Consider the following 20,567-nt stretch of genomic DNA (forward strand, 5'->3'; position numbering starts at 1 on the left):
TGAGTTTATTCTGCACTCCGGGCGAGTGCTGTCGGAGGTCTGGCGGCAACCGCTGCATAGGTATCCAGCATGGTATCGAGCAGTCGACGCAGGTCCGCTTGGACTCTCGCACCAAGCAGACCGAGGAGTTCAGCCTCCGCGGCCACATGGACGCGTGCGGCCTCGATGGCTTTCGCCTCGCCGGCCTCGGTCAACAACACCAGCATCGAACGCCGATCATCCGGGTCGGGCCGTCGCTCGACGAACCCCGCCCTCTCGAGCCGATCGAGACGATGCGTCATCCCGGCCGGCGACAACATGCCGCTGCGAGCCAACACCGATGGCTTGCTCGTACGGTCCGGAGCGTGCAGCAGCGAGGCCAGCACATCGAACTCGCCTGCCGACAACCCCACTGCGGCGAAGGCCGCCTCGACGTGCTTGTGCCCCAGGGCCGTGACCCTGGCGAGCAGCAAGCCTGTCCGCATCGTCTCCAGATCGAGATCAGGCACAAGGCGCGCCCAGCTCTCCATTCCCTCGTCGATTCGGCTCCGTTCGTCCACCTATTTCTGTCTTAGCCGCGATATACTACGATATCAAATATTTCGGCATCGAAATAAATTTATCAGATTCTCTCCCCAACAACGATCTCGTACGAGAACGCCGGGGCCGCAACCGGTCCGCAGCGACCACACGGCTCCGGCAGGTTAATCAATGCCACTGGCACCGGTCATCGCGCACAGCTCATCGAGGCCGGCCTCAAGATTCTGGCCACGAAGCGACAAGGCATGACCGTGCTGGAAGTCGCGGCCGGACGGCAGGAAACATGAAGGCCCTTTTTGCCCAGAAGGCGCTCGATTCGTGTAATACTCCAACTTCATCACCTCCACGCTCTTTTGTGGATCCCGATCAGACCTCCGCTCACTCAGAAGTAAAGGTAAAATGCAGAACACTACCGACCACCAGGACAACGATACGCCAATCGCCCCGGAGATCGACAACCCCGCCTCAGTGGATCTTGGCAGCTGCGACTACCTCGTCATCGGGGCGGGCGCAGCAAGCCTTGCCTTCGTGGACACCCTCCTGATCGAGCAGCCGGCGTGCAGGGTCGTCGTCGTCGACAAGCACGCCGTGCCCGGTGGGCAGTGGGTAGACGCGTACGACTTCGTTCACTTACACCAGCCCTCCGTGCTCTACGGGGTGCAGTCGAAGCAGCTGGAGGGCTGGTGGCCCTCTCTCCTGCTGCGAGGTAAGCTTCCGTGGAAGCACCGGGCCTCACGGGAGGAACTCCTCGACTACTACGCTCGGGTCTGCGCGGGCTGGCCCAAAGATCGCGTCCAGTTCTTCTTCGACTGCGAGTACGATTTCACGCGTGAGGTCGGAGGCGATAGGGTTCACCGCTTTACTCAACTGGACGGCAGCCAAGCCTTCACCGTAGAGGTCGGCGTGAAGCTCGTGAACGGTATCCTCGGCGAGTGCAAGGTACCCAGCCAGTGCCCCCTCCCCTTTCCCGTCTCCGATGTACAGGTGATGACGCCGAACGACCTCGTTGCGTACGGCCGGCGTGAGGCCCAGGGGACAAAATTCCTCGTGCTCGGTGCGGGCAAGACAGGCAGCGACGCGATCGTATACCTCCTCCATGACCTGAAAATCTCGCCCGACGACGTGAGCTGGGTCGTCTCCAATGATGTGTGGATGCTCGCCCGCGAGAAGGCGCTCGGCTGGACGCAGTTCACTCAAGCCCTGCTCGACGCAGACGGTGATCGCGCGCAGGCCCTCGACGCGCTTCTCGCAGACGGGATCGTGGTCGGGCTCGACCCCGTCCACCACCGCCCCAGCAAGCTCCGCTTATCTATCATCGGCCGAGACGAGCTTACGCTCGCGCGTCAGGTGAAGGATATCGTGCGCCGTGGGCGCGTGACCAAGATTGAAGGATCAGTCGGCGCGGCTGAGGTCTCATTCGACGACGATCAGCCGCCCCTCCAGATGCGATCGGAGGTGGGCGTGGCCGTGGTCCACTGCGCGAGCCCGGGCCCCTTCAACGACAACACCAACGTCGACATCTTCGCTTCGGACACCCAGCTCAACTTGAACCAGATCATCGTCCCCCCGGTCTGCTGTTCATCCGCGATGCTCGCGATGCTGGAGAGCGCGCGCCGCGCGGGCACGCTGGATAGCGAATTCGGGCGGACGCTGACGGGCGCCACGACGGCGGAGGGTGCGCTCTCGGTCTTGAAGGCTTACACGCCCGGGTCGGGGGAAAGCGATCATGACCTGCTCCCGATACGTCAGCTCGCCATCTGGCTCGCGCTGCTCGACCAGAACCCGAAGAAGGGGCTCGCCAAGCTCAAGGCGAACCGGCTGTCGCTCATGAGCATCCCCGGCACGAAGCTCAAGATCTACGAGAACCTCGCCGACATGGTGGCAAAGAGTGCGGCGCTCCGGACGACCCCAGAGGATGCCGAGATGGAGAAGGCGCTGCTGGTGAAGATGGAGGCGCTTAGGGGACGTTAGCGGCCGATTCCGAGCCCTGGGTGACCGGCCTGCGACATGCCGCTACACGGGTTCTTCACCGGCGGGGGTGGTTTATGTGTTCTCCCGCTCCATTGACGCGCGATCCATGGCGGAATTGCAGCAGCACTGTGCGCCTCGACGGTGCGACGTCACGACTCGGGAGGGAATTCGATGTCGATCCCGGTCATCTCCTGAAAAGCGGCCCGTGCTTCCACGACCGAGCAGGAAACGACGTGACCGCCACGCTCATGATCCGCGGTGATGAAGTGGTAGTGGAAGCCAGCGGGGCTCACGGTTTCGAGCGTCCCCGGCGTGTGTACCAGTACCATCGTTCCCGTGACGTCGGTCATCGGGAATTCGTGCTGCATTGGGGTCAGATCTGCCAGGGGGTGGTACGGCGGCTCCTGTTTGTCGATCGCGCGGGTCGTGATCGAGGAAAAGCGTCCGCGGATCGTGGCGACGTACAACACGTCTTCGTCGAAGCCCGACTGCGTGGTGAGAGAGTCGTCGAGAGTACTGCCACAGTCCAGTGGGCCGCGAATGGAACCGAAACGGTCGGGTAGGAAGTTCGTCACCTGTGCAAAAGGTGTTCGTTCGTTCGGATCGACCTCCGCGACGGAGCCATCCGGATAGACGTGCCAATAGGCGCCGTCCGCGACGACGAGTTCGCCGTTGATCCCTTCGAACGTGCCAAGGCCAACGTCACCCTCGGGTTCGATTTCGGCGAAGCTCCAGTATCCCTGATAGTCCCCATCCAGAAAACTCTGGAGAGTCCCTACCTGGAAGAGCCGACCCGACGAACCGTCCGGCCTTTCCGGTCTGTCGCCGCAGCCGAGCGCGAGGATCGCGACGAGGGCGGCGATCCATAATTGCGTCTTTCCTGGTTTTCCAGCGGGAGCAAGTCCCATCGTCAGCCCCCTCCAATTCGTCAACGTGTATTGGAGCTTGATAGCGGTGCGGAACGGCCGACGCTAGCGTCTTCCGCTCGCGTCGCCCGTCCCGCCACCTGCAAGCTGGTAGAAAAACGACGACGAAAACAACTCGGTGCCTCCAAACGCCGCGCTGCCCCGATGACCAAGCGGGCTGGCGCGGTGTTTCTGCGTTTGCAAAACCCAGCAGACTCAGAGCGGGTGCCAGCTTCGGTTTATTCGAGACAACGGGTCGAACTTCGCTACGTTTGTAGGCTCTTCTTGCACAAGCCCCATCTCAGGTCCACAACCCTGTTCGGCTTAGCCGCAGGCTAAAATAGAGGTGTGGATTCCTCCATCGATATCATTCCGTCCGGCCTAGTGCTGAAGGAGAAGGAGCGAAAAGCCATCGAGCTAATCGCCTCCGGTTCTGACGTTCATTTTGCCGAGATCATGAGCGGTCTTCGTTCTGGCAGCATCATCGCTGCTGGCGCGAAGGCTCGTGAAGCGCACAACGCTGGGCGCAAGGTCTCGGACCTCGGGAAAGCCCTGCTCGCGCTCAAAGCTGCGCAGGATGTCTCCTACAAGCGCGCCGAAATGGAGCTGATCGTCGATGGCTCGGAGGCTGCAAAGGTCGCCCTGCTCAAGGAGCGATCCAAGTCCGAGCGGGAGAATCCGAACAGTGAGATCGGCGCCGAATGCCCGACCTGTTCACAGATCGATTTCCAAGCCGCGATTGCCAGAGCCTACAAACTAGTCACTCAACGTCGAAAGGGACGCAAATGAAGGACCAGGCCGAAGAGTTTTATCTGTTCGGAAAAGCACCGCAGCACGAAGAGCCGAACGCCGAGCATCGAGCATGGCGCCGACGCTCGCAGGAATGGGCTGATCAGCGCAGGCATTGGGATCGCATTCTCGACCGCGCAGACTTCAGCCGCGGCACGCGCAAGTTCTGGGTCGGCTGACCTCCACCGTCGGCTTGCACGCAGAAACGCCGCGGACCAACGAGCCGCTACGGATCAACTCCATAGAACACCTGGGCAAGCTCCGGGCTGGAAACGTCGACATAGGTAACCTCACCAGATGCAGCTTCGTCGCCCCAACGAAGCCTGCCCCAGCAATATCGACCATCGGTGCTCGTCACCGCGCAAGCGGTTTGATAGCCAATACTGGCTTCGAGGTCCGTGATTCTCGCAAATCCGGCATCGCCCGCAAACTCGAGAACCCCGCCAACCTGAACAGGCGTCGAAGAGTCGTCCTCGGATCCGTTGCCGAGGTTGCCGACACTCCCCCGGCCCCAGCAAAAGAGCTTCCCGCTCTCCGAAACCGCGCACGCGAATCGGTCCCCACCGCTAAACATTTGAACCCCTGCGCCGAGGTCCGCGACGGCCACTGGAACCGTCGAGTCCTCATTCGTCCCATCGCCGAGCTGGCCGTAGTCATTGCGGCCCCAACAAAGAAGCGAACGATCTTGATCCGTGGCGCAACTGAAATCAGTGCCTGAAGCCAGCTGCGCCGCATTTCCCTCGCTGAGGCCTACTACCCACACCGGAGCATCGCTGTCTTCACCCGACCCATCCCCGAGACTCTGGCCCTGACCCCAACACGCCACATCCCCAGCTATGGTCAAGGCACATGCGTGGTCATCGCCGCCGTGCACCGACTGGACCGGTGTGTCGAGGCTCGCCACATAGGTCGGCTCAAGCACTTCTTTACTGGACGAACCCACACCACACTGGCCGTATAAATTATCGCCCCAGCACAGAACGCGACGGTCCTTGTCGACGGCGCAGGAAAAGTCTCCACCGAGTCCGATCTGCTGGATACCGTACTCCGAGGAGAGCACCTCGACCGGGAAACCCACATCGTCTGTCTGGCCATTCCCTATCTGGCCTTCATCATTGTCCCCCCAACAACGAACCGAGCCGTCATCCAGCAGAGCACAGAGATGCTCATTGCCAGCTGCAATGGCCGCCACACCGGTATCCAGACCAACCGGCTGGACGGGAACGTCAAAGGTGTCCGCGAACGTCCCATCCCCGAGTTCTCCATCGGCAGCCTCCCCCGCACACCAGACACCGCCCTCGTCGCTGAGCCAACACGCGTGTTGCATTCCCGGAACCAGTCGCGAAGAGTCCGCGGAGGGGATCGAGATCAACCGCTGAAAACCGCCGCCTAGGGCACTCGCGTACGTAAGGAGGCTTGCGGCGTCGCCGTACGTGGAGCATTGGTCTTCGTCCGCCGCCGTCGCGTCCTCCGGCGCCTTCAGCTCCGCCTTGCCATAGACCGTTTGAAACTTGCTCTCGCATTTCGCGAAGGCCTCGTCCCTGCGCGTCTCATCGGGCTTCTTTTCATGCTTGGCGAGAGCTACCAGGCGGCACTGCGCCAGCTTGGCCGAGGCAGTGAGCTTGAGGGAATCGCATTTCTGCTGCGCGGTCACTTTTGCCGCTGCGGGCACGGAAAGCGAGAGTGCCAGCACGATCGCCAGCGTGAGGATTGAGGTTTTCATAGGATCTGCTCCAGTTTGGTGGGACTCACCGTGTTAGAGGTCAATTCTAGGGCGGCGAATAACCTCTGTCAATATGGGGCTTTTTCGATGTTTGACGGTTGCGACGTGATGTTTCGTGCATGAGAAAAGGGGCTCATTCAGCTGAGTCGGACGGCGCAGACCCTCCTGAAATTCTCGAACCAGACAGGCGAGCGAGTCTTCGTTTTCGTCCTGCGGCAAGGCGAAGCACCTCCCGGCCCTTGCGCGCCCTGTATCTGGCTCGGAGGTGAGGAGAAGATCGGCCCCACCCGCCTCCGACGAGAGCTGGACATGCCGAACATTCGCTTCGGCCGAGACTCTGTTCACTCCTTACCCTATGCTGCTAAGCTCCTGCCGCTTTCTCCATCGAGTTGTGGAGCGACGTCGACCTGCACATCCGAAGACCGATTGAGTGCAAAATCACTGAGAAAGATCAGCAGACTCAGAGCGGGTGCCAGCTTCGGTTTATAGCCGTTTCGAGGGTTCGAATCCCTCTCTCTCCGTTCCGTGGACCCGTAGTGTTCCGGGGTTGTCTCTAATTGAAAAGAGGCAGAATCCACGTATGTCGCTGAAAAAAAAGCAGGTGCCGCACCAAAACCCGCGATCCCCGGTCAGTCAGTACGGCCAGGGGAAGGGAGAGATAAGCGCTCCATTGCCGGAGGGGAAGCAGGATCCATCGCCGCCGCTCTCGCCACTCACGTTGGTTGCCGGGAGCACGTATTGGGCCTTCGGCGCCGAGTAGCTGACGCACTTCTTGGAAGTGTCCGGGCATGGGGTGTAGCTGTTCTCCGGACAATGGTCCATTATCGAGGGGTCGGCGTAGCTCCCGGAGCTGTACGGAATATACTCGCAGCAATAGGACCCGAGTTCACCGCCCCCCTGGTAGGCAAAGGGGTAGTCCGAGGGGCATTGCGTGAATTCTTCGTAGTACGCGTCGAGACATCCACGGCAATCGAGCGGTGCGACACCGCTCCCATAGTCGCCATCCGGCTGGGCGTAGCAGTAACCTCCGCAATAGCCCCACCCGGAGACAAAACCGGTGCAGGCGCCGGAGGTCTCCAGGAGCGGCATCGCGCCATTGGTTCCGTCTGCCGAGTAGAGAGCATTGAGACAGCCGGCGGGGCAGATCGAGGCGGGGGGGACATTCGTGTCGCTCGGGGGGTTGTTGGCCCAATCCTTTTGTTGGCTGTCGGTGAAGTAGAGCGTGCCGCTCATGTAGTTCTGGTTTACGTTGCTATAATAGTAGCGCTCGTTCTGGACCTGGTTGAGCGTTCCTCCCGGCGTCATAAGCGCTTGAACGTCGAAACTGCGGCCATCGTTGGTGATGCACTTCAGCCCATTGTCCTGCGGGCTGCCCAGTGGTTTGTCAGATGGGTAGTTGGTGTACTTCGTGCCGTAGGTCGGCGTGCCCCAGCCGCTATTCTCCGGCGCGGCCGACTCGCACCCGTAGCCGTAGGTGTCCATGTCGATGCTCGTCACCGCGGTCGCCAAGGACAGGCAGTAGCCAATATTGTCCTTCACCGAGATCTGGTCGGTGTTGTTCGGGCAGGAGGAGCCGGTGAGATTCTGGCCGATGATCTGGAAGCCGATATCCTGGCCCTGCCAGGCGAAGAGCCCGTAAGTCTCAGATCCAGGATCGTCGGTTGCGACGGGCATCGCCGGGTTCTGGAGGCGATAGCTGAGGTTCATCACGTTGGTGCCGGCGTCCGAGCCCGAGTTCTTGCCCAGGCTCCCCATCTGCAGAACCCCGGCGCCCCAGTTGTTCTCACCGGGCCCCGTGGAATTGAACCATTGGCCGTAGTGAAAATCGTAAGGCCCGTTCTGGTTCTCGAACTTCAAATCCGCCTGGTCGAAGCCGGATGCCCACCCGGTTTGAGCCCGGTAATCGACGATCGAAATGGCTGAGTCGGCATTGGCGGACTTCCACAGAAGGCTTCCGACGGCGCAGGGCTGGTCGGACGGCTTATTGGCGGTGTTGTTCTGGCAGAAACCGTCGGTGCTACCGCCCGGAAAGACGCTACCCAGACCTGTTGCCGGGAACAGGGGCCAGACTCCGAACTTCTGGCTCGTGTTCATGTCGAGACCCGAGTAGTTGCCACAGGCGAGGTAGACGCAGCCCTTGCAGAGCATCGCGGGATTCTCGCCGTCGGTGTTGATTCCGAGGTCGGTCCGCACGTCGTCCGGTCGGTACAGGGTGAGTTGGGGGCCTTCGGTAAAGCTGCTGCCCGCACAACCCGTGCCCGATTCGCCCAGATTGCCTCGCATGGGAGCCAGCAGCGCGAGGACCGCCTGATCGGCGCAGCCCTGGCAGTCGGTCAGAGAGGCGGGGGCACTCAAGATTCCGTTTGCCATCGCGTAACTCGCATCCACGCAGGCGCCGGTGAGCTCGGGAGTTACTCCTTCGATCGTGTCGGTCGTGCAGAAGCCGGTACACGGTCCGCCATCGGTCGGGAAGAGAAGCTGCGAGCACTGGCTTCCCGTCGTGGGGTCGGTCGTCACGAAAGTCGCATGGTTATACGGACTCGTAGAGGACGATTGGTACGGAGCCTCATAGGTCCCGCAACCGGGAAGCTCCGAGGGTGTCCAGCCCGCCGGAGGGGCGGCGCACGATGCTTCCGAGCAGCTCGAGGGGCAGGCCGACGGCGGACTACAGGTATCGGTGGTGCCGTCCCACGTCCCGCCGTAGTTCGCACAGGCGTTCTCGGCGTAGGCGCTGGTCAAATCGCTGCATACGGCAGTGGTATCGTCCCAAGTCCCGTCGAGACGCCCGCAGGCAACCCGGAGATTGGCGGTCTGGGCGTCGCGCGCCGCGTCGCCGACCAGGAAGGAGTACGGCTGCACCGTGCGGCCGTCGTAGTAGCCGTAACGGGGTGCGCCCCCGTCGGCGGTGGCGAACACCGACGGGCACTGCCCCGGTGCGCCCCAAGCGCCGCCGATGGTCGGCCGAGTTTCGCAGGCGCCGGTTCCGCAGTCCGAGTCCACCGTGCAGGCGGCACCGGGCGTGCTTCCTCCGCTGCAGGACTGCGTGCCCTGAGTCGCGTTGTACGCTTTCCGGTTCGCCTGACAGGTCCCCAGGTCGAGGAGCGGATACTGGTAGAGGACCGAGTCTGCCGTCCAGGGCTTGCGACTCGAGCATTGGCCCCACTGGACGCCGTAGTAGTAGCCCGTGCAGTACGGATACTCCTCCGGACATACGTATTCCAGGCTGTCGATCCAGCCCGGTTGGCCGCTGGAGACCAGCTCACCGGTCGACGTCTTATAGTCGGCAGCGCAATCCATACCCGAGGGGTCGTAGGGGTCCGAAGGATGCTGGGACGGGGTGTCGAAGTATTTATTGAACGCGCCCGCGGAGGTGGGGGTGTTGCGGGACAGGAGCCCGAGGGGCCTCGAAATGTACTCGGGAGACCGCGAAGCCTGCGTGGCTGGCACCATCCAACCCGCGCTCGTGGTGATACTGTCGTAGCCAATGTCTCCCGTGGCGCAGGTGCCCCCGGTCCCGCAATCGGAGTCAGCGGAGCACTTGACCTTGCAGAGGGAACGACCGCAGGCGGTGGTAGCCGCACCAGACGTGCATACACCCTCCGAGGTCGTGGGCCAAGACTGGGACTGGGTCGGAGTGTCGGTGACGAGGTACGCCAGGAAGAGTTGGTAGAGGACATTCAGGCGTTCGGCGTAGACGAGTGCGAGTGTGTACTGGGCCTGATTGTAAGCCGCGATATCGGCCTCAGCTGGCGGATACGATGTCCCGCTGCTGCTCTTGATCCCTTTGCCCCCGTAAGCGCAAGAGCTCTTCTGTCCATTGCAATAGGCATATTTGCAGCCTGAGCCTTTTTGGCAATTGGTGCTTCCTCCTTTCTCGACGAAGCCCCAGTCTTCGGGTGCGCAATATGTTTTGGTATTCTTGCAGACCCAGGCGCCAGCATAGAAAGAGGTGGAGTCGCCGCCAACGACGTTGTCGGACGTAACAGCGCAGCCCCCGCCCTCCGACCAATCCGTGCAGCTCTTGGCAAGATTCGTCGCCTGAATCGAACCCGGGTACCAGCCGGCCCACCCATCGCTACCGACAAGCGACGGCACGTTTTGCGCGTTGGCGATGGACGGGCCCATCGTCGAAACAGAGCCGCCACCCGTCGTGGCGTAGTAGTTGAAGTTGTTGATCATCCATTCCATCTGGAAGCCCTGGACGATCGCAGTGGCGGCGAGCTGGACGTACTGGACGAGGGACCGGTTGTAGGCATCGATCACCGCGATCACGTTCGAGTTCTGCGCTTGCGCGGCGAGCGCTGGGGTCTTGAGCATTGTGTAGGCCTTGCCCGAGCTACCCAGTGTTGTCTGGTAGAGGCTTTCGACGACCTCGGGCCAGAGCTCATCCGGACCCGCCTTACCAACGTTCTGCCAGCAGTCCGCCGTGCAGGTTCCGATTCCGGTCACGTCGGTGCCGGTCAGACTCGCGAGATCCCCGAGAAAGTTGGCCTCGACTGCGCCATTAATGTACGCACTGAGCTTGTTGAAGTTGGCTCCGCTCTGCAAGGTCTGTTCCGGCTCACACGATGCGGCACCATCGAATTGAAGCTGCTGGTTGCAGAGGTTCGGGATCGCGCCGCCCGTCTGAGATGTCCACAGACCAGCATTGTAGAAGAAATCCCCCACGATTCCACCGGAACTCAACGCGCAGGACGGCGAGGGACCGTTCAGGCTGACTTGGCTGGATCCGTTGGGAGCCTGGCAGGCGCCACACGTGCCGTCGTCAGAGGCGCAGGCGGCCGTCGGGTCGCCGTCCGTCGGGGAGAAGGCGTTCAGTTGAGTGTAGTAGTTACTGCGGTAGAGATCGTTCCCCGTATTCAGCGTTGCCATCCAATCGTTGTAGAAGGCCTCGTCGGTCAGGTTGAGTTGGTTCTGGATCGCCTGGATCTGTATAGCTTGAAGCTCGACCTCGTCGGAGAGGTTGTCGATCTCTTCCTGAACACACGAACTCGCCTGATTGCCTCCCGCAGTCGAGGCTGACGTACTGCCCATTTGGAGGGCCGTGCCTCCCAACGCCAACGCGCCCGCTGCCACATCGGCGCCGCCCATCGTCGCGATCGACGCAGCGCCCAGAACGATGCCGCCCACGATGTTGAGAGCAAGTCCGGTCTTGCTCCCGGCGCTGCCGCAGGTATTTTGCGCAGCAGTCGCACCGAGTCCGAAGGCGCCGCTCCTTGCACTCGTCTGGAGGCCGGGGTTGGTGGCCTCGGCAAAGATGCTCACGATCTCGCCGAAATCGATCGGGCCGCCCCCTCGGGTCAGGATCGTGTATTCTCCTCCCGGTTGCCAGTTCTCTCCCATGGCCCAGGGCGTACCGAGGGCTGCGGGAATGGTGATCGATTTCCCGCGCACGGAGAAGCGTCGTTCGTCCGTGTCGTGCAGTCCCTGGTCGTCGGTGACCACCAGGCGCGCCGTGTAATCGCCTGGCCCCAGGCGCGCATGCGCCAGCTTGGCGGTCGAAGTCGAAGGAGCGGCGAGTTGCACGAGTTCGCGCCCCTGCTTGCGGAAGAGATCCAGGCGGTGCGACACGATGCGTCCATCCCTGTCTTCCGAGCGGGTCGAATCCAAGCGGATCCAGTTTTGTTCGGTCTCGCTCCGCGTCAGGTTCTTTACATCGAGTTTAGCGGTGGGCTTGCGGTTTCCGCTGGACCCCGAGCTCGACCGACTAAGTGCGCGCAGATCGAAACAACCCGCGCCGGCGTCCGAGCAGTGGGACGTCTTGCAATGCCATGCATGGGTGACGTCGATCTCGACATTGGTGGAGTCCGAGCCGCTGAGGCGAAGGCGCGAGCGTAGATCGGCGGTCTCTGCACCCAGTCGGCAGGACTCCGGCGGGGTGATTCGGGCGCGTGAGATCTTCACCTTTACCTTGGCGACGCCGTTTCGGATCTGCACCTCGGCGCGCGCCCCCGAGCGGTCGCGGCCGGGGAGCTGGTAGCGGGAGAGTGTCGCCCGCGCGCCGCGGCGCGCCTCCATCGGATGGAGTGTCATGTCCAGGCCGTCGGTCGAGACCAATGATGTACCGTCTGTATCGAGGAGGAGATCTGCGAAGTGGAGAAACGGGAGTCGAGTGAGGTCGAGCCCGCTCAGGGACGAGGCGTCCAGGCGCATCTCGAACTTCACACTGCCGTCGCGCTGCATGTCACCCGCGCGCGTGGCCTTGCCGGCGAATCGCTGGAGATTCGAGTTCTCCAGCGTGGCCTGAAGGCTCTGGGCCACGACCGAGGCCGGTGCGGAGAGGATGGATCCGACGGATAACCCGAAAAAGGCAACAAACGGCAGAAATCGAGCGGTTTTGCGGTAATTCATCGGGGGTAACCTCCGGCGGGATCAAGGGGATGGGCTGATTGAAATGCAAGGATAGGGGCTGGTGTAGAGCAAAGCCAAAAGCTGATTATAGCTCTTCCCTCACAAGGGAAGTCAATCCAAGATCATAGAGCGACTGAGGGCGACCCGCAAACCACTTCGCACCAGCCCTGGCCGTTACTCCCCGACCTCGTGCAGGGAGCCTACCGGCCCCCTGGCGATCACCGGCTGCATCACTGGCTTCATGGTTCGTCACCGCGAATGTGAATTCCACCGTCAGATCGCGCGCCGCCGCGCCGTTGATGATCCGTTCACTCCAGTCGGTGTGGATTTCCCCAGACCAATATACACGCCGAGTCATTTCAGTTCTCGCTTTGCAAAGTAAGGACCCATATCTTCCGCTCGGTAGTCGGTTGACTTTTAAACGGGAAAACGAAAAGTGGGGCTCATGGACGGGAGGGCCCAATCTGTCGGGGCGGAACGCAGCGGGGAGCAAAAGCCCTCAAGCAGGGATATCCTTTTCCTTTTTGCCTGGTCAACCTTTCTCGGAAGCCTATTTCTCGCGCTGCTTGGTGATGGTCGTGCGCTTGTTCTGGATAACGGGGCACACAACCTTCCTCTGACCTCCGAAAGCTTTCGTCAATGGTCGCATGGGGCTTTGCCGTTCTGGAACCCCTGGCTCTGGAGTGGATCGCCGCTTCTGGACGATCCTCAAGCGCAGGCCTTCTATCCGCTGCAGATGCTCTCGTTTCTACTGGCGGGGGAATCGACCTGGATGGTGCCCAGAATCGCCGGGGCGATGCATATCACCGTCGCGTCCTTCGGGATGTCGCTGCTCGCGCGCTCTCTCGGGGCAAGTCTGCCCGGTGCGATGGCGGCTGGCGCGAGTTTCGCGTCAGCACCATATTTCATTCGATACGTTCTCGCTTTCGGAAACATGGCGGCCGCGGTCTCGTGGCTGCCGTGGTGCGGTCTCTTCCTGGCCAGAGTTCTGCAAGCACGGAACTGGGTCATCCCATTTTTCTTCGGATCGTGCTTTGCGGCTCTGGCGTGGATGGGAGGGCATCCCCAGACTTACGTCCAGAGCGCCATTGTGCTCGGTCTGCTCGGCCTGATTGCGCCGTCTCGCTCGGTCTATCGGCGTCTTTGGGCCGCTCCATGCCTTGTGCTCACGGGCCTCTTGTTGTCCGCCTACCAGGTGATTCCTTTCCTGGAACTCTTGAGTGCGTCCCACCGTGCAGTTGCCGCCGCTGAATTTGGATACGCAAGCTCGGTATTCCCGCTATCGAAGCTGATCTTTCTCGGCCTGCCATCGTCGGCCAGCGTTGGTCGGCTGGTTTCGCCCTCGATTCTGCTTCATTTCGGAGCGGTGACGGTATTTTTGAGCTTCGTGGCACTGATTCGTCCCGACCGGATTCGCCTGGGTCTTGCCGCCGTGGCTTTGCTCGGTCTGCTGCTGACCAACACAAGCGAAGTCAGTCTGTCCAAATTCCTGGCCAGCTTGCCCTTCTTTTCGATGCTCCGAGCTGTCGAACGATGGTTGCTTCTGACCGGGTTTGCGCTTTCGCTTCTGGGCGGTCTCGGTTTAACCCAACTCCTGGATCGACCACTTCGCTCCATCAGGTGGTTGTTGGGCGCCTGGTTAGCAAATTTGATTTTCATCGGCTGGATCGCGGGGGTACCGCTTCGCGACCCGCCGTTCGCATTGATTTTGGGTGGAGGCTTGCTTGGGCTGCTCGCGGTTCTGGTTCCTGCCAGTGAGACGAAACGTCGCTCTGCCTTGACGACCGTGCTGGTCGTATTGACGGTTTTGGGTCCGATCACCACTTTGCGGGGGGAGGGGAAATCGACGGCCAACGGTGCCAAGTTCATGACGCTTGCGGCCGCACCACCACCGGAGTTTTTTGATGTGGTCGCGGGCCGGACACTGGTGGCAATGGAGCGCAACTGGACCCCTGAGCAACGCGATAGCCATCAGAAAGCACCGTGGGATCTCGGCATGGCCCTCGGTGCGTTTTGGCAAGTTCCGATGGCGAGCGGGTATAGCGGACTTCTGGAGCCGTTTTATTCACGGGCAGTCCGCGTAGTGGCTGGTGGAGTCCCCTGGGGGTTCCGTCCAGCCCGCTTCCTCAGCGAAACTAATGGAGTCCCGGACGTCCTGAGCATTCGGCGGGTCATCGTTGCCAGAGACCAGATGGGGGTTGCAACAGGCACCCGGTCTAAGGAATCTCCCTCTCAGCTGCAAAATGGACCTCGGATTCGAGATTCGGCCAGATCAAAGTCGCACGGAGCCACTTCTGTCGTGATTGAAAACCCGCGCGCTGCGCCGAGAATCCGCAGCATTACAGCGATTCAGTTTGAGCCGGATCGCGCGGCGGCACTTTCTGCAACGCGTAAATCAGGAGAGTTGACTTCGACGACGGCAATTCTCGAGGGTGCTCCTGCCCGCGCTATTGTGAAAAACTGCGCCTTGAGAAACGTGGAAATGGCCGCGGGGAGATTCAGGCTCGAGGCAGATTGTCCCGACGGGCCGGGGTTCCTCGTGGCCTCGGAGCGGTGGGCCAGAGGTTGGCGCGCCTGGCGGAACGGGGTCCGAGTGCCTGTGGACCGAGTCTATGGGCTCGTGGTCGGAATTCACCTCGAGCAGGGTTCGCAATATGTCGAGATCAGATTTGTCTCGCCAGGTTTTCATACCGGCGCGTGGATCGCAGGCCTGACGTTCTTTGCCTTGATTGTTGCTTGCGGGCGACAGGTCACTCGCAAAGTCTGAATCTCGAGCGCAACTAGCCGGTGCCTGAAACAGATAATTCGTAATCGCTTGTCGCAAAGACCTAACCCCGGATGAAACACCAGACGGTAGGAAACATGAAGGGCCTTTTTGCCCAAGCATCGCTCTATTCGTCAAGCCTAATCCTGCCACTGGCAGTCTCCGACTCGCCTTCCCGCCCGTGGCAGAGCCGCTGGGCGGCGGTCAGGCTTCAGGGGATTGGCAGAGCGCTGTCGAGCTTCCCCCCGAGCTTGGGCACGTCCTACTTCCCGCCGGAACACCCCTTTTCCGGACTCGCCAGCGACGTGATCGTTCTCGGGGCGGGTGAGCGCAACTGTATGGCCGACAACACCTACGATACAACCCTCACGCCGGACGCGATCGCAGCCATCACACAGCCCAGCTGCCCGCCTGTCGGAGGCTAGGGTCCGCGCACGTCGCTCTTCGCAGAGCAGTCTATCCAGGTCGCGGGAAAACTCGATCAGCCGACGGATCGCGAGAAACGGTCATCGGGGGACTCGTGAGATAATTGTCCAGAATTTACACCCGGCTTGCGCGCGAACCTTGCCCGACGATACGTCGTCCTGCAGCTAAGGCAAACAGCCTTCGGCAAGCCAAGCCTGGACCTGAGGATCGCCTGAGCACTGCGGCGAGAAAAGATCCCCGCACGCCAGAGGCGGTGTGACAAAAATCCGCTTGAGTCCGCCGCCCGGGGGAATATCAACTTCCAGGACCTCGCGGGAGTCATCCCAGCGGCTCGTCCATTGCTCCGCCTGCACGTGGAGTTGCCAGCCCGAGTTCCCGTAATGTCGTGCCTCGGGAATATAGATCTCGGTGGGCCCCTGAACCCCGCGCCGATCCTCATAGTCCACGGAAAGGCATCGTGTGTCCTGGTCATATCCGTAACTTGTCGGCTCGCCGGCAACCCGTCGTGGATAGGCGCGCACCAAAATATCGGCATGGGCCTGATCGCTACCGTCCGGATTCCACGGACCCCAGCCACCGGCATCATAACTCCAATACGCCCAGCCGCTGGTCATGCGATCGGCCAGCTCCACCGATTCACGGTAGAGCTGGTCTGCCCCGCCCGCATGCGGTGATAGGCCCCACTCGCCGATCAGCAGAGGTCCGCCCAGAATTTCCATCTCTCGCGCGCGCTCGCGTGCCCAGTTCTCCAAAAACGGGTCCGTTTCTGCATCGTAATTCTGACTCAGCTCGAAGTTCGTCGAGTACAGGTGTGGAAAATACGCAATCCGCGATGGACCCTGACGTGGGTCCTCGAACCGCTCCAGATAGGACGGCCCACCATTGCCCGGCCCGCCAAACCGCGGCTCGAGGAAAATCCAACCTCCGCGATCGACCTCCCGGATCGCCTCGATGAGGCCCTCATAAAATGGCTGCAACTTGCCCCGATCGAAGTCGGGCGCGCGCGACTCCGGATCCACGCCACCCAGAAGTTCCAGCGTGGAGACATCCGAGCCCGGATACGGCTCATTCATCAGATCGTAGCCCAGAACTGCGGGGTGATCGCCCAGCGAGCGCGCAACTTCTTGCCACGACATCGCGTAGTGCTGCTGCAGATCCGCATGCGGCCCATCCGTATCCCAGAAGTTGTCAAAGGCGGCGATGACCGCTGGTTGGAAGTAGTTCAGAAACCAAGATGGCTGCAGCGAGAACGGCTGTCCATCGTCTCGAATCGCCCATTCCGGGGCCCCATCACAACAGAACCTCGCTGCATATACATCCTGATGCATGTCGAGGACCACGTACACGCCCTGAGCGGCAAAGAAATCCAGATGCTCGGATACAGATTCAAGATACTCCAAATTGAATTCTCCGGGCTGAGGTTCGATCGCATCCCAAAAGATCAGATAGCGAACCAGATTGAACCCGTAACGAATTGCGATTCTCTCGGCGTCGCTTTCGTCGATCGCAGGCAGGCGAAGAGGATCCACCTTTGCCTCGTTGGAGACGTTTACCCCATGCAGAATCAGGGCTCGCCCCTGCTCATCGGTAATATAGCGCGGGGAAGGATCAAATCCGTCCGCATCCCCCGAAGAACTCCCGCTGCAAGCCGCGAAGAACAGACCGCAGACCACAGCCGGCAAATTCAAATTTTTCCTCATGGCGGCGATAGTACAACATCCAATCGCCGCATGGGAAACTCGCCAGCGATTTCACTACGATTGGAACCTTAGCCGGAGACGTCCCACTGGGTCGGGACCCGGGGGTCCGGCTGATAGCTGCAATAGGTCCCCGTGCGAATGGCCGAGTCCAGATGCTGCCCCAGAGCCTCGTGGCCGGCTCGAATGGACAGTAGGAAACATGAAGGCCCTTTTGCCTCAAACGCCCTCGCTCGGTCAATCCGAATCTTGCCCGGATCCTGTCCCATCGGGCAGTCGCCCACTCCCCTTCACGCCGGTCGGGGAGTCGCTGGGCGGCGCCCTGAATGCCCGCCAAAGCCGCGAGGCCACGGCGACGATGCCGGCCGCGGCCAGCGGCACCAGGACAAATTCCATCTCGCCGCGATAACGCGCCTGTCCCACGTGGGTCAGCCCGTAGACCACCGAGTAGACGACAAAGAAGCTCGCGAGAACGGCTCCGTATTCTCGGGGCAGCCCGGCACCCACAAGGCCTGCCGCTGCCAGAAGCACAAGGAGCGACCAATACCCGGCATGCAGAATTCTGAACTGAACCGCCTCTCCCCCCAGGCTGTGGCGCACCAGGTTGGCTGGCGCGATCGTCCAGAACCACACAATCTTCTGCCCCGTCCTGACGAAGAAAGCCGACGGGTCCGACCGAATGAACTCCATGCCCTCTGCCTGCATCGCCCCGAAGAGTTCCATTTCGGAAAGTTGCTCGCGATAGGCAAAACACTTGGGCGGAAAGGCCGAAGTGATTTCTTCGCGCCCGCCCGGAGCCCACGAGGACCCCGTGGCGTTGGGGTTATTCCCCATCCAGAACTCCTTACCAAAACTGTTTTTCACAGGGACAATTGTTCCATGGATGTCGAAGTTGCGCAGAGTCCAGGGGAGCAGCACCAGAACCGTGGCGAATCCGGCCATCAGCATCCGGCCCGCAGCCATCCGATTGCCCCGAACCAGAGCAACAACCCAGAGGATTCCGACAAGGATCCCGAGCGCGGCCAGAATCATCGGCTGAAAGAGCCCGGCCAAACCCGTCAACAGACCCACCGCCAGGACCAGCCCCCGCGGCGACTCGGCGCGAAGGCGAATCCATCCGGCGACCACCCAGGGGAAAAAGCTCATGGCAAGGGCGACCTGGCTGATACGCGTCGGGTACCAGGCAAAAAGTGGCAACCCGCAAACCATCCATTTTGCGACCACGCCCGCTTGCCGACCGAACCAACGCTCGGCAAGCCAACCCAGCGGGTAGACAACCGAACTCACAGCCAGAGCCTGGAGAATCGAGATCAGCAAGTAGGACGGCCAGCCGTTGCCCAAAAGCTTCCAAACCCCAACCAGCAGGTAAGGATAACCCGGGGCTTGCCACGAGGTCGGCTCCAACCGCCCCGTGATGCCCATCACGAAACCACGGCCTTCGACAACCGAGGTCGCAATCTCGCCATTCTCCCACAGAGTCGGTCCACGGTAATGTCCGACGAGCAGGATGACGCCAAGACGCCCGAGGAACCCGACAAGAAAGGGAAGATGTGGGTGTTGATAGAGTCGCTCAATCATGGGCACACTCGATCGAGCCTCCAAGGCCGCACGATGCGGTTCGGACGGTAGACGATATCAAGGGCCCTTTCTGCCTCAACGGCCCCGTATGGGTCAAACCGAACCCTGCCACCGGGCAGACTCCCGCTCCCCTTTTCGCCCGAGGCGGAGTCCCACCACTCAGTAGGAAACATGAAGGCCCTTTTTGCCCCAGCGGCGCTCTACTCGTCCAGCCTATTCCTGCCACTGGCAGTCTCCGACTCGCCTTCCCGCCCGTGGCGGAGCCGCTGGGCGGCCAGATCTACGGCAAAGCCTCTTCCCTGTTGATAACTGCGCCCGAGACTATATTGCGCCAGGGAGTAGCCCTTACGTGCAGCTTGTAGAAAGTAGCGGTTGGCAATTTCATGGTTTGGGTCTCCAAAACCGTCTTTATGGAGAATTCCCAGATTGTAAATGGCCTTCAGCAAGCCTTGGTCAGCTGCCTTTCGATACCACTGAAAGGCGAGATCGTAGTCTATCTTCACGGCTTCGCCTTTGAAGTAACGATTGGCAAGGCGGTTCTGTGCGTCCGGATCTCCCGATTCAGCGCGCGCCCGCAATGTCTTCACTTCTTCGCCCATCATGAAATTCCTCGAAAATCCTCGAACATCGAGCTATTTCAGCGATCACTCGACCACGCAAACTTGCCTGCCGCCAAAGAAAGGAAGAACGATCATTGTCCGAATCGCTCGAGCGAAAAGTTTACAGCCGTTCGAAATTCTCCTCAAATGCGGCCCTTGCAGCCCCTGCAAGTCGTTCACCCCCGGACACGATCGAACTCGAGTTTGTAGGATAAAAGCAGCTTCATCTGTGATGCGCTGAGTGGTCTGTTCGCCGCGGCGCGAGTACCGCGAACATAGTCGTCTGGAACGCCGGACTCGTCAATTACTGCATTGACGACATCGTAGAAATCGTTCGGATCGAAATCTGCGGTAAACCGCTCGAGAATGTCCTCCTTGTCGCTTACCGCATCATTCCGAGCACTGGCCGCTAGCGGAGAGTAGTGAATCAAGGGATGCCACTTCCGGCCGAGTGACCGCTTGCGGAGCTGCTCCTGGACCTTTCGCCCCAGAGCAAAAACTAGACAGTCCTCTTTGCCAACCAATTCGAGTTCCTCGACAAGTAGCGGGAACCAGCGATCATACCGAGCAGCGCGGTCCTGCCCTGCCTTCTCCACCAGCATGGCGCCCTTGCTGATATCCGTAACAAAGTAGGACTCCCCGGGACGACATAGGTAGCGCCGGACGGCATAGTGTACGAGTTGGGCATCCACAGAGTCCACGAAGTTCCGGAAACCATTGGCGACCTTCGCTTTTGCGTCCTCGGCTGTCTTTGCCCAGCGGCCCAACGATGGCTCCATCGCAACCAGGACGTGGTCTACCGGTTCCTGCGGCTCGACGTTGGCAAGAAAGACATCACCGTCACGGTCGGCCAGCTCGGCCATCTTGTTCGATAGTTGGGCATATTCAAGGCTGAATTTCTGCATATACCGATTACGCCTAACACGATTGCGCGATCAGCATCAGACTTGCCGGCTTGCGTTATCACTCCCCATCCGGGGCGGTCGATCCCCGAGAATCTCGAGCCCGAAACCACTCCCCGCGGCAGAAGATTGATCCCCGCTCGAGATTATAATCAAAACGGCGATCCCCGGTACGGATCCATCTCAGCCCGCTAAAGGGCTTCGCAACCGGCGGGAAGGCGAGTCGGAGATCGCCATCGTTGACCCGAGGACAACCATCGTCCCTGTAATCACATCATCTGCGTTTCCGGCAAGGAACTCCTCGAGCCTCCAGGCAAACGCTCGGTAGTGCAGGCAAAGAGTG

The 20,567-nt window shown here is 60.8% G+C and carries 14 protein-coding genes and 1 pseudogene; 5 read left to right on the forward strand and 10 right to left on the reverse strand.

The window, feature by feature from the left end:
* Positions 1-5: 5 nt before the first annotated feature.
* Together P8K07_06315 and P8K07_06320 are read right to left on the reverse strand one after the other, a co-directional pair.
* On the reverse strand, positions 6-539 hold the full coding sequence (locus P8K07_06315; GenBank protein MDG1958133.1) for a MarR family transcriptional regulator: 534 nt from the start codon (positions 537-539) through the stop codon (positions 6-8).
* Between the two features lie 144 nt (positions 540-683).
* Positions 684-857: a hypothetical protein gene (locus tag P8K07_06320; protein ID MDG1958134.1), complete on the reverse strand. Its 174-nt coding sequence runs from the start codon at positions 855-857 to the stop codon at positions 684-686.
* Positions 858-918: 61 nt separating this feature from the next.
* Here P8K07_06320 and P8K07_06325 point away from each other — a divergent pair, with 61 nt between their 5' ends.
* On the forward strand, positions 919-2,490 hold the full coding sequence (locus P8K07_06325; protein MDG1958135.1) for a hypothetical protein: 1,572 nt from the start codon (positions 919-921) through the stop codon (positions 2,488-2,490).
* A 149-nt stretch (positions 2,491-2,639) separates the two neighbouring features.
* On the opposite strand, the gene P8K07_06330 is transcribed toward P8K07_06325, so the two are convergent.
* On the reverse strand, positions 2,640-3,398 hold the full coding sequence (locus tag P8K07_06330; protein ID MDG1958136.1) for an acetolactate decarboxylase: 759 nt from the start codon (positions 3,396-3,398) through the stop codon (positions 2,640-2,642).
* 345 nt (positions 3,399-3,743) lie between these two features.
* Here P8K07_06330 and P8K07_06335 point away from each other — a divergent pair, with 345 nt between their 5' ends.
* Positions 3,744-4,184 carry a hypothetical protein gene (locus tag P8K07_06335; GenBank protein MDG1958137.1) on the forward strand — a complete coding sequence of 147 codons (441 nt, stop codon included), beginning with the start codon at positions 3,744-3,746 and terminating at the stop codon, positions 4,182-4,184.
* Positions 4,181-4,363, forward strand: a complete 183-nt coding sequence (locus tag P8K07_06340; protein MDG1958138.1) for a hypothetical protein — start codon at positions 4,181-4,183, stop codon at positions 4,361-4,363. The genes P8K07_06335 and P8K07_06340 overlap by 4 nt, the downstream gene beginning before the upstream one ends.
* Positions 4,364-4,410: 47 nt before the next feature.
* Here the strand turns inward: P8K07_06340 and P8K07_06345 are convergent, their stop codons facing one another.
* From P8K07_06345 to P8K07_06355, 3 genes and pseudogenes are all read right to left on the reverse strand, one after another.
* On the reverse strand, positions 4,411-5,907 hold the full coding sequence (locus P8K07_06345; protein ID MDG1958139.1) for a hypothetical protein: 1,497 nt from the start codon (positions 5,905-5,907) through the stop codon (positions 4,411-4,413).
* 633 nt (positions 5,908-6,540) lie between these two features.
* The gene (locus P8K07_06350; GenBank protein ID MDG1958140.1) at positions 6,541-12,258 is read right to left on the reverse strand and encodes a hypothetical protein; all 5,718 of its coding nucleotides are present in this window, start codon (positions 12,256-12,258) and stop codon (positions 6,541-6,543) included.
* A 217-nt stretch (positions 12,259-12,475) separates the two neighbouring features.
* Positions 12,476-12,616, reverse strand: a pseudogene (locus P8K07_06355) (YtoQ family protein).
* An 87-nt stretch (positions 12,617-12,703) separates the two neighbouring features.
* On the opposite strand from P8K07_06355, the gene P8K07_06360 reads away from it, so the two are divergent.
* Positions 12,704-15,025: a hypothetical protein gene (locus P8K07_06360; protein MDG1958141.1), complete on the forward strand. Its 2,322-nt coding sequence runs from the start codon at positions 12,704-12,706 to the stop codon at positions 15,023-15,025.
* Between the two features lie 95 nt (positions 15,026-15,120).
* The gene (locus P8K07_06365; protein MDG1958142.1) at positions 15,121-15,447 is read left to right on the forward strand and encodes a hypothetical protein; all 327 of its coding nucleotides are present in this window, start codon (positions 15,121-15,123) and stop codon (positions 15,445-15,447) included.
* A 165-nt stretch (positions 15,448-15,612) separates the two neighbouring features.
* On the opposite strand, the gene P8K07_06370 is transcribed toward P8K07_06365, so the two are convergent.
* The 4 genes from P8K07_06370 to P8K07_06385 all read right to left on the reverse strand — a co-directional run bounded on the left by P8K07_06370 (position 15,613) and on the right by P8K07_06385 (position 20,227).
* The gene (locus P8K07_06370) at positions 15,613-17,148 is read right to left on the reverse strand and encodes a cellulase family glycosylhydrolase (GenBank protein ID MDG1958143.1); all 1,536 of its coding nucleotides are present in this window, start codon (positions 17,146-17,148) and stop codon (positions 15,613-15,615) included.
* Positions 17,149-17,382: 234 nt separating this feature from the next.
* Positions 17,383-18,723: a hypothetical protein gene (locus tag P8K07_06375; GenBank protein MDG1958144.1), complete on the reverse strand. Its 1,341-nt coding sequence runs from the start codon at positions 18,721-18,723 to the stop codon at positions 17,383-17,385.
* A gap of 200 nt (positions 18,724-18,923) precedes the next feature.
* The gene (locus P8K07_06380) at positions 18,924-19,325 is read right to left on the reverse strand and encodes a tetratricopeptide repeat protein (protein ID MDG1958145.1); all 402 of its coding nucleotides are present in this window, start codon (positions 19,323-19,325) and stop codon (positions 18,924-18,926) included.
* 173 nt (positions 19,326-19,498) lie between these two features.
* Positions 19,499-20,227, reverse strand: coding sequence for a hypothetical protein (locus tag P8K07_06385; GenBank protein MDG1958146.1), 729 nt, complete (start codon positions 20,225-20,227; stop codon positions 19,499-19,501).
* Positions 20,228-20,567 lie beyond the last annotated feature (340 nt).

The sequence above is a fragment of the Candidatus Binatia bacterium genome, from assembly GCA_029248525.1.
Lineage (GTDB): Bacteria > Desulfobacterota > Binatia > UBA12015 > UBA12015 > UBA12015.

Bases quoted from the DNA above. Each gene is read 5' to 3' on its own strand.
- P8K07_06330 (MDG1958136.1), bottom strand. From the start codon at position 3,398: ATGGGACTTGCTCCCGCTGGAAAACCAGGAAAGACGCAATTATGGATC.
- P8K07_06365 (MDG1958142.1), top strand. From the start codon at position 15,121: ATGAAGGGCCTTTTTGCCCAAGCATCGCTCTATTCGTCAAGCCTAATC.
- P8K07_06350 (MDG1958140.1), bottom strand. From the start codon at position 12,258: ATGAATTACCGCAAAACCGCTCGATTTCTGCCGTTTGTTGCCTTTTTC.
- P8K07_06375 (MDG1958144.1), bottom strand. From the start codon at position 18,723: ATGATTGAGCGACTCTATCAACACCCACATCTTCCCTTTCTTGTCGGG.
- P8K07_06385 (MDG1958146.1), bottom strand. From the start codon at position 20,227: ATGCAGAAATTCAGCCTTGAATATGCCCAACTATCGAACAAGATGGCC.
- P8K07_06345 (MDG1958139.1), bottom strand. From the start codon at position 5,907: ATGAAAACCTCAATCCTCACGCTGGCGATCGTGCTGGCACTCTCGCTT.
- P8K07_06370 (MDG1958143.1), bottom strand. From the start codon at position 17,148: ATGAGGAAAAATTTGAATTTGCCGGCTGTGGTCTGCGGTCTGTTCTTC.
- P8K07_06360 (MDG1958141.1), top strand. From the start codon at position 12,704: ATGGACGGGAGGGCCCAATCTGTCGGGGCGGAACGCAGCGGGGAGCAA.
- P8K07_06325 (MDG1958135.1), top strand. From the start codon at position 919: ATGCAGAACACTACCGACCACCAGGACAACGATACGCCAATCGCCCCG.
- P8K07_06340 (MDG1958138.1), top strand. From the start codon at position 4,181: ATGAAGGACCAGGCCGAAGAGTTTTATCTGTTCGGAAAAGCACCGCAG.
- P8K07_06320 (MDG1958134.1), bottom strand. From the start codon at position 857: ATGAAGTTGGAGTATTACACGAATCGAGCGCCTTCTGGGCAAAAAGGG.
- P8K07_06380 (MDG1958145.1), bottom strand. From the start codon at position 19,325: ATGATGGGCGAAGAAGTGAAGACATTGCGGGCGCGCGCTGAATCGGGA.